The organism is Variovorax sp. YR750, assembly GCF_900109805.1.
GTDB lineage: Bacteria > Pseudomonadota > Gammaproteobacteria > Burkholderiales > Burkholderiaceae_C > Variovorax > Variovorax gossypii.
The window spans coordinates 83268-96451 of the sequence record NZ_FOBJ01000007.1 but is presented as its reverse complement, the minus strand read 5'-3'; the positions used below and the strand labels follow the sequence as shown (position 1 = coordinate 96451).

12 protein-coding genes are annotated in these 13184 nt (G+C 67.6%); 4 read left to right on the top strand and 8 right to left on the bottom strand.

Going from position 1 to position 13184, the window contains the following annotated elements:
* Positions 1–26: 26 nt before the first annotated feature.
* From BMY35_RS15870 to BMY35_RS15845, 6 genes are all read right to left on the bottom strand, one after another.
* Positions 27–1019 carry a Bug family tripartite tricarboxylate transporter substrate binding protein gene (locus BMY35_RS15870; protein ID WP_093200704.1) on the bottom strand — a complete coding sequence of 331 codons (993 nt, stop codon included), beginning with the start codon at positions 1017–1019 and terminating at the stop codon, positions 27–29.
* 75 nt (positions 1020–1094) lie between these two features.
* On the bottom strand, positions 1095–2036 hold the full coding sequence (locus BMY35_RS15865) for an NAD(P)-dependent oxidoreductase (RefSeq protein WP_093200702.1): 942 nt from the start codon (positions 2034–2036) through the stop codon (positions 1095–1097).
* Positions 2033–2722, bottom strand: coding sequence for an RraA family protein (locus tag BMY35_RS15860; RefSeq protein ID WP_093200700.1), 690 nt, complete (start codon positions 2720–2722; stop codon positions 2033–2035). The genes BMY35_RS15865 and BMY35_RS15860 overlap by 4 nt, the downstream gene beginning before the upstream one ends.
* A gap of 41 nt (positions 2723–2763) precedes the next feature.
* Positions 2764–3750, bottom strand: coding sequence for a Bug family tripartite tricarboxylate transporter substrate binding protein (locus tag BMY35_RS15855; RefSeq protein ID WP_093200697.1), 987 nt, complete (start codon positions 3748–3750; stop codon positions 2764–2766).
* Complete coding sequence (locus tag BMY35_RS15850; protein WP_093200694.1) at positions 3747–4667, bottom strand: amidohydrolase family protein; 921 nt, start codon at positions 4665–4667, stop codon at positions 3747–3749. The genes BMY35_RS15855 and BMY35_RS15850 overlap by 4 nt, the downstream gene beginning before the upstream one ends.
* A gap of 6 nt (positions 4668–4673) precedes the next feature.
* On the bottom strand, positions 4674–5660 hold the full coding sequence (locus BMY35_RS15845; RefSeq protein ID WP_093200691.1) for a Bug family tripartite tricarboxylate transporter substrate binding protein: 987 nt from the start codon (positions 5658–5660) through the stop codon (positions 4674–4676).
* A gap of 158 nt (positions 5661–5818) precedes the next feature.
* Here BMY35_RS15845 and BMY35_RS15840 point away from each other — a divergent pair, with 158 nt between their 5' ends.
* On the top strand, positions 5819–6598 hold the full coding sequence (locus BMY35_RS15840; protein WP_371287173.1) for an IclR family transcriptional regulator: 780 nt from the start codon (positions 5819–5821) through the stop codon (positions 6596–6598).
* Positions 6599–6833: 235 nt separating this feature from the next.
* Here BMY35_RS15840 and BMY35_RS15835 read toward each other — a convergent pair whose 3' ends face one another.
* Positions 6834–7079 (bottom strand): hypothetical protein, encoded by a 246-nt coding sequence (locus BMY35_RS15835; RefSeq protein WP_093200688.1) that lies wholly within the window; start codon positions 7077–7079, stop codon positions 6834–6836.
* Positions 7080–7321: 242 nt separating this feature from the next.
* Complete coding sequence (locus BMY35_RS15830; protein WP_093200686.1) at positions 7322–8512, bottom strand: amylo-alpha-1,6-glucosidase; 1191 nt, start codon at positions 8510–8512, stop codon at positions 7322–7324.
* A 210-nt stretch (positions 8513–8722) separates the two neighbouring features.
* Here BMY35_RS15830 and BMY35_RS15825 point away from each other — a divergent pair, with 210 nt between their 5' ends.
* From BMY35_RS15825 to BMY35_RS15815, 3 genes are all read left to right on the top strand, one after another.
* The gene (locus BMY35_RS15825; protein ID WP_256228544.1) at positions 8723–9031 is read left to right on the top strand and encodes a hypothetical protein; all 309 of its coding nucleotides are present in this window, start codon (positions 8723–8725) and stop codon (positions 9029–9031) included.
* Between the two features lie 197 nt (positions 9032–9228).
* Positions 9229–11118, top strand: coding sequence for a 1,4-alpha-glucan branching protein GlgB (gene glgB, locus BMY35_RS15820; protein ID WP_093200683.1), 1890 nt, complete (start codon positions 9229–9231; stop codon positions 11116–11118).
* Positions 11118–13172 carry an alpha-1,4-glucan--maltose-1-phosphate maltosyltransferase gene (locus BMY35_RS15815; protein WP_093200681.1) on the top strand — a complete coding sequence of 685 codons (2055 nt, stop codon included), beginning with the start codon at positions 11118–11120 and terminating at the stop codon, positions 13170–13172. Before glgB ends, BMY35_RS15815 begins: the two co-directional genes overlap by 1 nt.
* The last annotated feature ends 12 nt before the right edge of the window (positions 13173–13184 follow it).

Here is a 13184-nt window from a genome sequence, read left to right as displayed (position 1 = left end):
GACTGCTGCGGGAATGCGCAGCGTGTTCATTCAGTCTTGAGGTCGAGCGAGCGGGCCAGTTCGCCGTACAGCTTGACCTCGCGCGCCAGTTGCGCGCCGAAGGCATCGCCGCATGTGTTCTGCGTCTCCATGCCGAGCGAGCGCAACTTCTCTCGCGTGGCCGGTGCCCGTGCGAACTCGGTGGCGACACGGCGCAGGGCGGTCAACACCTCCGGTGGCGTCTTCGCGGGCGCCAGCAGGCCGTACCACGCGTCGGCCGCGTAGCCCTTGACGCCAACCTCCTCGAAGGTCGGCACGCTCGGCAGCAGGGCGGAGCGCGTGGGTGCCGCCACGGCCAGGGCTGTCAGCTTGCCGGACTGCACCTGGCTGAGCACCGAGCCCAGGGTGGCGAAGGAGCTGTCGACCTGCCCGCCCATGAGGTCGGTCGTCGCCTGTGCCGCTCCCTTGTAGGGAATGTGGTTCATCGAGGTGCCGGTCAGCTGCGTGAAGTGCGCGCTAGCGAAATGCCCGGAACTGCCGGAGCCCGGCGTTGCATACGTGCGCTTGCCGGGTTCGGCCTTGACTGCCTGCATGAACGCGCCGAAGGACTTGACCGGCATGGACGGGCCGACCACCAGCACCGTGGGGCTCACGGCGAGCGAACACACCGGTGCGAACGAGCGCACGGCGTCGAACTTGACCCGCTGGCTGTAGAGCGCGGGAATCATCGTGTGGTTGGTCGCGCCCAGCAGAAGGGTGTAGCCGTCCGCCGGGGCGGCGGCCACGGCCTCGGCCGCGAGGATCGTGTTCGCGCCGGGCTTGTTGTCCACGATGAACGGCTGACCCAGCGCGCGCGATGCGTGGTCGGCAAAGGCGCGCGCCACCACGTCGGTCGGGCCGCCCGCGGAAAAGCCCACGAGCACGCGCACCGGCTTGGAGGGCCATGCCTGCGCCTGTACCTGTGCGTGCGCCTGCACCGCCAGGACCGTCATCAGTCCGAACGCGATCGCCGCAAGGCGGGCGCTTTCGCTTCTCCTCATTCCTGTCTCCTTTTCTTGCGGGCTCCGGCCTGCCCGGGATCGCAGTCGTGTGCGACGCAGGCCGGCGGCCGTGCCTCAGGTGGTCGCAGTCTGGCGCGAGAGCACTTCCAGCAGGTTCCTTGCTGCGCCGACGCCCATGTTCACGTAAGCATCGCTGGTCACGCCGCCGACGTGGGGACTCAGCACGATGTTCTTTTCGCCCTGGAACGGATGCCCCGGCGTCATCGGCTCGACCGCGAAGCTGTCCAGCCCGGCCATGGCGACCTGGCCCGAGCGCACGGCAGCCAGCAGCGCCTCTTCCTCGATCAGGCCGCCTCGTGCTGTGTTGACGACGATCACGCCGCGCCTGCATTGCGCCAGCGTACGTGCGTTGAGCAACCCGCGGTTGTCGTCGGTCAGCGGACAGTGCAGCGATACGGCGTCGGACTCGGCCCAGAGGGTTGCCAGGTCGACCGGCTGCACATGGGCCGGAAGGTTCTTCGCGAAGGGATCGTGGCCCAGCACGCGCATGCCCAGCGCGTCGGCCATGCGCGCGAAGCGCAGTCCGATGGCGCCCAGGCCGACAAGGCCGATGGTGCGCCCGCCGAGCTCCAGGCTCTTGTGCGTGGCCTTGTCCCAGTGGCCGGCGTGCATTCGCGTGTCGAGGGACGTCACCGACTTGGCGCAGGCCAGCAGCAGGGCGAGCGCATGTTCGGCCACCGCCGCCGCATTGGCGCCCACGGCCGCCACGACCTCGATGCCGCGCGCCTGCGCCGCCGCCTTGTCGATCGTGTCGGTTCCGCTGCCGTGCTTGGAGATCACCTTCAGCGAAGGCGCCGCGTCCATCACGGCGGCGCCCACCTTGCCGTAGCGCACGATGATGGCCACGGGGTCGTGCGCGCGGCAAAGGGCGACCAGGTCGTCCTCGGTCGGCGTCTTGCCGGCGTAGACGATCTCATGGCCCTCGAGCAGGGCGAGCGCCTGCGGTGCCAGGTCGGCACCGGTCACGAGGATGGAATTGCCGGGCGTCGTGGTCACAGTGTCTCGCCTTCCTTCAGCACGCCGGCCGCGCGCAGGGCCGCGTCCAGCCACTTGGCCACGGTGTCGCCTTCCTTGATGGCGGCGATGCGCGCGGCTTCGTCGCGGACCTTCTTTGCCGCCAGCGGCAGCAGCGATTCGATCTTCTCGCGCTCGACCACGACCACGCCGTCGCCGTCGCCGATCACGAAGTCGCCGGGATGCACCGTCACGCCGCCGATGGAAACCGGGTGCCCGATGCGACCGCCGATGTTCTTCGTCGGCCCGTTCGGGTTGGTGCCCACGCTGAAGACGGGGAAGTCCATCTCGTCGATCTCGAGGCTGTCGCGGCAGGCCCCGTCCATCACAACGCCGGCGATGCCGAGCTTCTTGCAGGCCGTCATCATGATGGTGCCCATGAGGGCGGCGCCCTGGTCGCCCTTGCCGTCGATCACGAGCACGTCACCGGGCTTTGCCATGGCGATGGCGGCATGGATCATGAGGTTGTCGCCGGGGCGCACTTCCACCGTGATGGCGGTGCCGGCCAGCTTCATTCGGGGGCGCAGGGCCTTGATGCGCCCGTCCAGCGCGCCGCGCCGGCCGGCCACGTCGGCGAGGATGGCCGGCTGGAACCCGGCGGCCTGCGCCACGATGTTCGCGGGCACGCGCTCGAAGTCGCGAATGATGTCGGGAAGGTTCGAAGACATGGAGGTACTTTCAGGAAGAGGATGAATGAAGGGGATGGAATTCAGTCGGGCTTGACGCCAGCGTCCTTGATGACCCTGGCCCACTTGGACAGGTCGGCTTTCTGGGTGTCGGCTAGCTGCTGCGGCGTGCTGCCCACGAGGGTCACGCCGAGCTTGTCGGCCATCGCGACGACATCGGGGTCCTTCAGGTGGCGCACGATTTCGTCGTGCAGGCGCTGCACCACCGGCGCGGGCGTGCCGGCCGGCGCGTAGACGGCCTGCCACTGCTCCACCACGAAGTCCTTGAAGCCCGCCTGCCCCATGGTCGGTACGTCCGGCAAGGCTTTCAGGCGGTCCGCCGACGTGACGGCCAGCGCCCTGAGTTGCCCGCTCCGGATGTGCGGCAGCGCGGCGGCCACGGGGGCGAACATGAAGCTCGCATGGCCTGCCAGCACATCCTGGATGGCCGGCGTGTCGCCCTTGTAGGGAACGTGCGTCATCTTCGCGCCCGTCTGCAACCGCAGGAGTTCGCCCTGCATCTGAAGGACCGTGCCGTTGCCGCCGGATGCGAACGAGAGTTCGCCGGGGCGCGCCTTCGCCTGCGCGACGAGGTCGGCGACCGTCCGGAACGGCTGGCCGGAGCCGACGACCAGCACGTGCGGGATGGTCCCGATGAGCGACACCGGCGCGAAGGCTTTCACCGGGTCGTACTGCATCTTCGGCAGCAGGTTGGGCACGATCGCCTGCGGGCCGATAGACGTGCCCAGCAGCGTGTAGCCGTCGGACGCGGCGCGCGCGACGAAGGCGGAGCCGATGGTGCCGGTGGCGCCTGCCTTGTTGTCGACGATGACCGGGGTGCCCAGCGAATTGCCCAATCGCAGCGCGATGGCCCGGCCGAGGATGTCGGTGGTGCCGCCCGGCGGGTACGGCACCACCCAGGTAACGGGCTTGCCGGTGGGCCACTGGCCCTGGGCGAAAGCGGGGAATGACGCGGCGGCGAGCGCGGCCAGGCCAAGCGCACCGAACCGGCGCCGATGAAAGCGGATCATGAAGTCTCCTGAAGGGTTGCGGGGGGCGCGAAGCCGTAGAGTTCGGCGGGGTTGTCGACCAGCACGCGGCGCAGCGCCTCCGACGTGCCGGTCCAGCCGGCAAGCAGAGCCATCAGCTCTGCGTCGTCCGGCATGGCGTGGTGCCCGGCGCTGGCGGACGCGTGAGGCCAGTCGCTGCCCCAGAGCACGCGATCGGGCGCGGCGTCCAGAAAGCTGCGCGCCAGCGCGCCCACGTCTTCGTAAAGGGGCGCGCCCCGTTCGCTGACGATGTAGGCGCCGGACAGCTTCACCCAGGCGCGGCGCTTCTCGAGCAGCCGCAGGATCAGCGCATGCGAGGGATGCCTGCCGGCCATGGAGGGCGCGAGCCGGCCGAAATGGTCGAACACGACCGGTACAGGCAGCCGGTCCAGCACGTCGGTGAGGTCAATCCACGTGTGAGCGGGTGCGAGCAGCTGCAGATGCCAGCCGAGCGGGGCAACGCGACGTGCAAGCGGCTCGATCTGCGATGCGGAATTGACGACACCCAGCGACAGGTTCAGGCGGATGCCGCGTATCCCGCGGGCGTGCAGTGCTGCCAGCTCGGCATCGCCGACCTGTTCGTCGACAACCGCCACGCCGCGTGCCTTGGGGCCGAAAGCCTCGAGCGCATCGCACAGCGGCCTGTTGTCGGTGCCGTAGGTCGAGGGGGTCACGAACACGACCCGCTGCGTTCCCGTGCGCCGCTGCAGCTGGCGGTAGTCCGCCGCGCCGGCGTCCGGCGGCCTCAGCGTGGCCCCCGCGGCCGCGGGATAGCGTGCGTCGTACAGATGCACGTGGCAATCGCAGGCATCGGGTGGAACGTCGACCGTGGTGCGGCCGCGCCCCGCCGAGAACGGAGCCACGGGCGCATCGGTGCACGAAGCAGTGGGCGCGGCCATGCCGGATCAGTCCATCTTGACGCCGGAGGACTTCACGATCGCGCCCCAGCGCACGCCGTCGGTGCGGATCAGCGACGCGAACTTCTCCGGCGGTCCGGACATCACCTCCGCGCCTTGCGCGGCGAGCTTCTTCTGCACCTCGGGCGTGGCGAGCGCCTTGTTGAAGGCCGTGTTGAGCCTTGCGATCGCGTCCTTCGGCATGGCCGCGGGGCCGGCCACGCCGAACCAGGTGACGGCCTCGAAATCCTTGTAGCCCGACTCGGCCATCGTCGGCACGTCGGGCAGGTCGCGGTTGCGTTGCAGAGACGTCACGGCCAGCGCACGCAGCTGGCCGCTCTTGATCTGCGCGATCAGCGTCGGCACCGACGAGATGTACATCTGGATCTGCCCGCCGACGAGGTCGGTGAGGCCCTGCGAGGCGCCCTTGTAGGGCACGTGCGTGAACCGTACGCCGGCAGCCTGCTGGAACTGCTCCGTGGCGAGGTGGGCCACGGTGCCGTTGCCGGAGCTCGCGTAGTTGAGCGCGGTCGGTTTCGCCTTGGCGGCGGCGACCACGTCCGACAGCTTCTTGTAGGGCGACGCGGCGGACACCACCACGACCAGCGGTGCAGAGGCGACCAGCCCGACGGGTGCGAGGTCCTTCACCGGGTCGTACGGCAGCTTGGCGTAGAGGGACGGGTTGATCGCCAGGTTGCTGGTCTGGCCCAGCACCAGCGTGTAGCCGTCGGGACTGGCCTTCACCGCCGCATCGACGCCGATGTTTCCGCCGGAGCCCGGCTTGTTGTCGATGACGATGGTCCAGCCTTCCGAGGTCGCGACCTTGTTCGCTACTTCGCGGGCAATGATGTCCGTGCCGCCGCCGGGCGGGAAGGGCACCACGAGGCGGATGGGGCGCGAGGGATAGGCCTGCGCCAGTGCCATGCCGCAGGCGAGCATGAGGGCGCCGCCGAGGGCTGCGCGGCGGGAAATGGAGCTGTTGCTCGAGGTACGCATTGGTTTGTCTCCGACTCGTTCGATGAGTGCCTGGCAGCGGTGCTCCAGGGCATGCGGCGACTTTAGGTTCGTGTTCCACTCCATACAATGGAGGTCCATTGAGTGCAACATGGACCACTGGGTGAAACGAAATGACCCTTGCAAGAAGAACCGGAACAGTGAAGCCGAAGCGCCCGGCCGAGGTCGTCGAAGTGCCGCGCGAAGCCGACCTGGAGGCCACCGGCGGCGTCACTGCGGTGACCCGCGCCCTGCAGCTGCTCGACACGTTCGGGATGCAGGACGAACGGCTTTCGCTGGCCGAACTGACGCGGCGCACCGGCATGCACAAGACCACCATCCTTCGCCTGCTCCGCACGCTGGCGTTGGCCGGCTACGTGGTGCAGCGTGACGACGGCGAATGGCGGCTCGGCCCCGCGGCAGGCTGGCTCGGCGCCCGATACCAGGCCAGCTTCGACGCCAACAACGTGGTCGAGCCGATGCTCCTCGCGCTATCGCAGGCCACGGGCGAAAGCGCGGCGTTCTATGTGCGCGAAGGCAATTCGCGCACATGCCTCGCGCGCGTGGAAGGGCCGCAACCGATCCGGCACCACGCGCGCATGGGCGCGATGCTGCCGCTGGAGCTCGGGTCTCCGGGGCGGGTGATCCTGGCCTTCTCCGGCGAGCCCGGAAAGCTGTACGAGGACATCCGCAAGAAGGGCTATCACTTCTCCATCGGAGAGCGCGAGAAGAACGTGGCGACGGTGTCCGCGCCGGTGTTCGGCCTGCGCTGGGCCCTGCTCGGCTCCGTGTGCATTTCAGGGCCTGCGGATCGCCTGCCGAAGGCCAAGCTCATTGGCCATGCGAAGACGATCATGAAAGCGGCGAACGAGCTTTCCTATGCACTCGCCGGTCGTCCTACGGCGCAAACGCCGGCAGTCGTTTCCACGTGGCATCCGTAGAAGGGCCTGGCGGCATTCTCGAAATCGGCGGCCTTGATCGTCGATGCGCCTGAAGGAACGACAGTGCATGCCAGGCAATATCGCATCCACGCACTTGTCGGACAGCCGGCGCTAGACGAGGTGATGCCCGCCATCGATGCGAAGAGTCTCGCCCGCGGTGAATTCGCTCGTCATCAGATAAAGATACGCGGGGCGATGTCGGACGCCGTCGCGATCCCGGTCGGCTCCGGAAGGCTCAATCGGAACAGGCCTCGCAGTCGCGGTTCTTGCCGTCGGCATGGATCCTTTTCAGTTCTGCTCTGCCCAGCGGAGTGATCCGAAGAATGACACCGCCTTGGCCGTCTCCCGTTCCCGGCTCGGGCAACCTCGCCTCCACCAATTGGGCGGCAGCCAGGACTGCGGCGCACTGGATGTCCGCATCGGTCTGGATGGCCAGGGGAAACGAGGCGTCCTCGATGCGCCTCAGGAAATTCATCGGCATTGCCGTCGCTCCTTCCGAATGATCCGCGATCGGACCTTTGGGTTCAGATCAACAGTATCGAAGTCGAGGGTTCTTATCGACAAGAGGGACGCCTGGTGCAGCGCGAAAGACAGGCATCATTCCTACAAGGGAATGCGCACCAATTTCCTATTTCTGACCAAGCCGGCCGCGTCTCGGTCTGATTTCTTCACGTCTCGCGTCTCGACGCGCAAAGCTGCAAGAGAAAAGAGAGCTCGCCTGAGTCAGGATCGATATGCCGCCTCGCGGCCCAGCAGCTCACGCCGCGCGAGCAGGAAGGTCGCGGCATTCCAGCTCTGTCCGGCCATGCCCATGGGCGACAGCGTCCGGCCGTGGAACCACTCGGTGAAGCGCCAGTCGTCGAGCGCGTTGACCTGCGCCAGCCGCACGAGCTCGGACCATGCCATCTCGTGCGCACCCAGCTTGGCCAGCGCCATCACCCAGAAGCCGCCGACGAAAGGCCAGATGCCGCCGTTGTGGTACTGGTGCACGATGTTCTGCTGGTGGCGGCCCATGTAGGCCCGCCACAGCGGGTGCTGGCACGACAGCGGATGCAGCACCACGCGCACGGGGTAGGGCTCGCTGGCGCGCGCCTGGGTGATGGTGTCGACGATGCGGCTTGCCATGGCCGGGTCGGCCAGCCCGCTCTGCATGGCCAGCACGTTGCCGAACACGTCTCCCTCGTCGCCGACCACGGCCAGATTGACGAAGCTGAGGTACAGACCGGGGTCGCGCCGGCCGCGGCGCGCGTAGTGCTGCAGCAGCCGGGCCCGGTGGTATTCGGGCAGGTCGCGCTGGAACGGATTGAACAGGTGATTGAAGTGGTGCTGAGTGGCCTCTGCATGGTCCAGCGCGTAACGGCGCTTGACCTCGTACCAGAGTGCATTGGTGTAGAGCACGTAGCCCGAGCGCGGCATGATGTCGGCCCAGTCGCTGGCTTCGTTCTGCTGCAGCAGCCGGAAGTGCTGGTGCTCCTGCGCCAGCAGCCAGTCCAGCGCGCGGCCGACCTCGGCGCTCCAGCGCGAAGGGCCGACTTGCCCATGACGGCGCACGTGGTCCACGGCAATCAGCCACCACAAGGTGGCGTCGATGCAGCCCAGGTACCAGAAGTCGGCATCGCGGCCTTCGGGGTCGACGTACTTGGGGATCTGCCCGTTGGCAGCCTGCTGTGCCGCGAGCGAGTCGAGGCTCGCCACCGCCCCTTGTTCCAGTGCAGGAACGCCGCTGCCGCACATCGCGATCACGCATATCGCGGCGTCGCGCCCGAAGATGCGCGTGTAGCGCCGCGCCTCGGCGGCTTCGGTCCGGGATGCCGCAAGGATGCCGTGCGGCGTCAGGTTGCGTTCCAGAAGTGCGAGGGAGGCCTGCGAGCAGGTGTCCAGCAATGCGAGCGTGGGAGCATCCAGGTCAGTCATGCGTTCGTATCGTGGCTCGGGGCTCTCTTTTTATCAACCGTGCTGTGCATGCGGAGGGCGCTTGCCAGCCGCGACGCTGTAGGCAAGTTCCTTCCCCAACATACGCAAAAGTCCATCGCCTCTGGAGGCTTCGCGCGCGCTGAATGCTCGAAACAAGAGCACCGCGGATCGAGGGCCGGAGATCACGGCACCCAGAAGGAGACAGGCAACATGGAATTAGGCAACGTGGAATTCGAAGGCATCTACTGTTTCGATACCGCATCGGTGCGATTCGCGATCTATCCCGACGGTCCCGATGGGGCCCGCATCCTGGCGCAGATTTCCGAGAACACCCTGCACGACGAGTTCGGCGTGCGGGAAATGGGCGAGCAATTGACTGCCGCCTGCAGGAAACATTTCGACGCGATCCTGCCCGCCGCCATCGCTCGCTACAGAGCCGACCCGCACCAGCCCGTCACGCTCACCCACGCTGACTTTCGCGTCTCTCCGGCGGCCCCGGCTGCCAGAGCGGGACGCTGAGACGCCGCCGCGGCCCGTCGCCCCGTACGGGTCGGGCGGACGCACGGGCTTCTCTCCGACATGGTGAATCGGCACTGGCCTTAACCGCGGTATCCCGCACGCCAGCAAATTGGATCCGACCAGACGCGAACTCTGACAAGAACCCTGAGAGCCCTCTGAGAACTCTCTGAGAACTCTTCTTCTCAACAGGAGCACCGGTGCCGTCGAATCATCCACGCCATGGCGAGCGAGACGCCTATCTTTTCCGGGAGGGCACTCACTCCCGGCTCTACGAACTGCTCGGATGCCATCCCGTGGAAGAGGGCGGTGCGCGGTTCGCGGTGTGGGCGCCGAACGCCGAGTCCGTCTCGGTGGTCGGCGACTGGAACTACTGGTCCGGCGATGCCGATCCGCTGGCCGCGAGTGCGGACAGCACGGGCATATGGCAGGGACACGTTCCCGACGCCGCGGCCGGACAGGCCTACAAGTACCGCATTCGTTCCCGCCATGGCGGCTACACGGTCGACAAGGCCGATCCCGTCGCCTTCAGCGCGGAGCCGCCACCGGCCACCGCGTCGCGGGTCTGCGAACTTTCCTACGGATGGAACGACGCCGAGTGGATGGCAACGCGCGGTCCGCGCAACGCGCTCGGTGCCCCCATGTCGGTCTACGAGGTGCATCTCGGCTCGTGGCGGCGCCACGACGGCCGGTTTCTCGGCTATCGCGAGATGGCGCATCAGCTGGCCGCCTACGTGAAGGACATGGGCTTCACGCACGTGGAGCTCATGCCCGTGACCGAGCACCCGTTCTACGGCTCGTGGGGCTACCAGACCACCGGCTACTTCGCACCCACCGCACGCTTCGGCTCGCCGCAGGACTTCATGTACCTCGTCGACCATCTGCACCAGCAGGGCATCGGCGTGCTGCTCGACTGGGTGCCTTCGCACTTCCCGACCGACGAGCATGGGCTCGCGTACTTCGACGGCACGCACCTCTATGAGCACGCCGATCCGCGCCAGGGCTTCCATCCGGAGTGGAACTCCAGCATCTTCAACTACGGCCGCTCCGAGGTGCGCAGCTTCCTCGTGTCGTCGGGGCTGTTCTGGCTCGACGTGTACCACCTCGACGGGCTGCGCGTGGACGCCGTCGCGTCGATGCTCTACCTCGACTACGCACGCCGGCACGGCGAATGGGTTCCGAACCGCCACGGCGGACGCGAGAACCTGGAAGCCATCGATTTTCTCCAGACGCTGAACCGCGCCGTCTACCGCGAGCACCCCGACACGGTCACGGTGGCCGAGGAGTCGACCGCGTGGCCGCGCGTGTCCCGGCCCACCGACATGGACGGCCTGGGCTTCGGCGAGAAGTGGAACATGGGCTGGATGCACGACGTGCTGGCCTACATGAAGGAGGACCCGGTCCACCGCCGGTATCACCATCACAAGCTGACCTTCTCGCTGGTGTACGCCTTCCACGAGAACTTCGTGCTGCCGCTCTCGCACGACGAGGTGGTGCACGGCAAGGGCTCGCTGCTCAACAAGATGCCCGGCGACAGCTGGCAGCAGTTCGCCAACCTGCGCGCGCTCTACGGCTTCATGTGGGCGCACCCCGGCAAGAAGCTGCTCTTCATGGGCGGCGAGTTCGGCCAGCGGCGCGAATGGACGCACGACGGCGAACTCGAATGGTGGGTCTGCGGGCTGGAGGGGCATCAGGGCCTGCAGCGCCTCGTGTCGCAGCTCAACCGTGTCTACAGGGACGCACCCGCGCTGCACCAGATGGATTTCTCGTCCTCGGGCTTCGAATGGGTCGCGGCCGACGACGCCGACACCAGCGTGTTCGCCTTCCTGCGCAAGGCTGACGACGGCAGTCCGCCCTTGCTGGCGGTGAGCAACATGACCCCGGTGCCTCGCACCAACTACCTGCTCGGCGTGCCGCTGGGAGGCCGCTGGCGAGAGCTGATCAACACCGATGCGTCGGAATTCGGAGGAGCGGGCTGGGGCAACTTCGGGGGCGTCGAGGCGTCGCCGGTGCGTTCCCATGGCCGCAGGCAATCGGTGTGCATCACCTTGCCGCCGTTGTCCACGCTGATCCTGGAGCACTGTTCCTGATGAAGAACATCTTCTCGGCCAAGACCGTCCCCACGCCGACGGGAACCGAAATAGAGCGCGACAACGGCACGGTCCGCGCGGTCATCGATGCCGTGCTGCCGTGCGTGGATGGCGGTCGCTTCCCGGTGAAGCGCGTGGTCGGGGAGCCGGTGCGGGTCCGCGCCCACTGCTTCACCGACGGGCACGACGTCCTGCGCGTGCAACTGTGCTGGCGCGCGCACGACCAAACCGCCTTTCGCGAAGTGCCGATGAAGCCGCTCGGCAACGACGTGTGGGAGGCCAGGTTCTCGCCCCCGTCGCTCGGACGCTACGTCTACACCGCCGTCGCCTGGGTGGATCCCTTCGAGTCATGGCGCAGCGAGATGACGCGGCGTGTCGATCCCGACGACGTGCGCATTGCCGCGCAGGTCGGGGCGCTGGAGATCGCGGCCGCCGCCGCGCGCGCCGAGGGTGCCGACCGGGTCTCCCTGCAGCGATGGGCCACCGAGCTCGATGCCGTGGCCGCCAATCCCGCGTCCGACATCGTCTCGCTGAAGGCCCTGGCGCTCGACGAGGAGTACGCCGACCTGGCGCGGCGCCATCCCGATCGCCGGCACGCGGTGCGCCATCCGGTAGAGCTGCCGCTGGTGGCCGACCGCGAGCGCGCGGGCTTCAGCACCTGGTACGAACTGTTCCCGCGTTCGGCAGGCCCCGCGCCAAGCGCGCACGGCACTTTCAGGGACGTGGAGGCGCGGCTGCCGGCCATCGCCGCCATGGGCTTCGACGTGCTGTACTTTCCGCCGATCCATCCCATCGGGCGCGAGCAGCGCAAGGGACCCAACAACGCGCTGGAGGCAGGGCCCGGCGACGTGGGGAGTCCGTGGGCCATCGGCGCGGCGGAAGGCGGGCACAAGGCGATCCTGCCGGCGCTGGGCACAGCGGAAGACTTCAGGCACCTGCTCGAGCGCGCCGCGGCGCACGGCCTGGAGATCGCGCTCGACATCGCCTTCCAGTGCGCGCCCGACCACCCCTACGTGAAGTCGCACCCCGACTGGTTCCGCTGGCGCCCCGACGGGAGCGTGCAGTACGCGGAGAACCCGCCCAAGAAGTACCAGGACATCTATCCCTTCAACTTCGAGTGCGAAGACTGGCGCGGCCTCTGGGCCGAGCTCAAGAGCGTGCTCGACCACTGGATCGGGGAGGGCGTGCGCATCTTCCGGGTGGACAACCCGCACACCAAGGCCTTTCCGTTCTGGGAGTGGGCCATCGGCGAGGTGAAGCGCGTGCATCCCGAGGCGATCTTCCTGGCCGAAGCCTTCACGCGGCCGAAGGTGATGCACCGGCTCGCCAAGCTCGGGTTCTCGCAGTCGTACACCTACTTCACCTGGCGCAACACGAAGAAGGAGCTGGAGGACTATTTCACCGAGCTTTCGAGCGGCCCCGGCATCGACTACTTCCGTCCCAACGCCTGGCCCAACACACCCGACATCCTGCACGAGCAGCTGCAGTCGGGGGAGCCCGCCGTGTTCATGTCGCGACTGGTGCTGGCCGCGACGCTCGCCGCCAACTACGGCATCTACGGACCGGCGTACGAGCTGTGCGAGCACCTGCCGCGCGGACCCGGCAGCGAGGAATACCTCGACTCCGAGAAGTACCAGCTGCGCCACTGGAATCACGACGATCCCGCCAGCCTCGCGCCCTTCATCGCGCGGGTGAACCGCATCCGCCACGAGAACCCGGCGCTGCACCAGGACAGGAGCCTGCGCTTCCTGCACATCGACAATGACCAGCTGCTGGCCTACGCCAAGGAGTCGCCCGATGGCTGCAACGTGATCGTCACCGTGGTCAACCTCGATCCGCACAACACGCAGTCGGGCTGGCTCGGGCTGGAGCCCGGCAGCGTGGGTGTCGCGGGCGGGGGCAGCTTCCAGATGCACGACCTGCTCAGCGGCCAGCGGTTCATCTGGCAGGGCGACTGGCACTACATCCGGCTCGATCCCCACAGCGTGCCCGCGCACATCTTCGTGGTCCGCCGCCGCCATGGCGACGAACGCGACTTCGATTACTTCCTCTGAGGTCGTCCGCCC

Bases quoted from the DNA above. Each gene is read 5' to 3' on its own strand.
- BMY35_RS15870 (WP_093200704.1), bottom strand. From the start codon at position 1,019: ATGAGGAGAAGCGAAAGCGCCCGCCTTGCGGCGATCGCGTTCGGACTG.
- BMY35_RS15860 (WP_093200700.1), bottom strand. From the start codon at position 2,722: ATGTCTTCGAACCTTCCCGACATCATTCGCGACTTCGAGCGCGTGCCC.
- BMY35_RS15855 (WP_093200697.1), bottom strand. From the start codon at position 3,750: ATGATCCGCTTTCATCGGCGCCGGTTCGGTGCGCTTGGCCTGGCCGCG.
- BMY35_RS15850 (WP_093200694.1), bottom strand. From the start codon at position 4,667: ATGGCCGCGCCCACTGCTTCGTGCACCGATGCGCCCGTGGCTCCGTTC.
- BMY35_RS15845 (WP_093200691.1), bottom strand. From the start codon at position 5,660: ATGCGTACCTCGAGCAACAGCTCCATTTCCCGCCGCGCAGCCCTCGGC.
- BMY35_RS15835 (WP_093200688.1), bottom strand. From the start codon at position 7,079: ATGCCGATGAATTTCCTGAGGCGCATCGAGGACGCCTCGTTTCCCCTG.
- BMY35_RS15830 (WP_093200686.1), bottom strand. From the start codon at position 8,512: ATGACTGACCTGGATGCTCCCACGCTCGCATTGCTGGACACCTGCTCG.
- BMY35_RS15825 (WP_256228544.1), top strand. From the start codon at position 8,723: ATGGAATTAGGCAACGTGGAATTCGAAGGCATCTACTGTTTCGATACC.
- BMY35_RS15815 (WP_093200681.1), top strand. From the start codon at position 11,118: ATGAAGAACATCTTCTCGGCCAAGACCGTCCCCACGCCGACGGGAACC.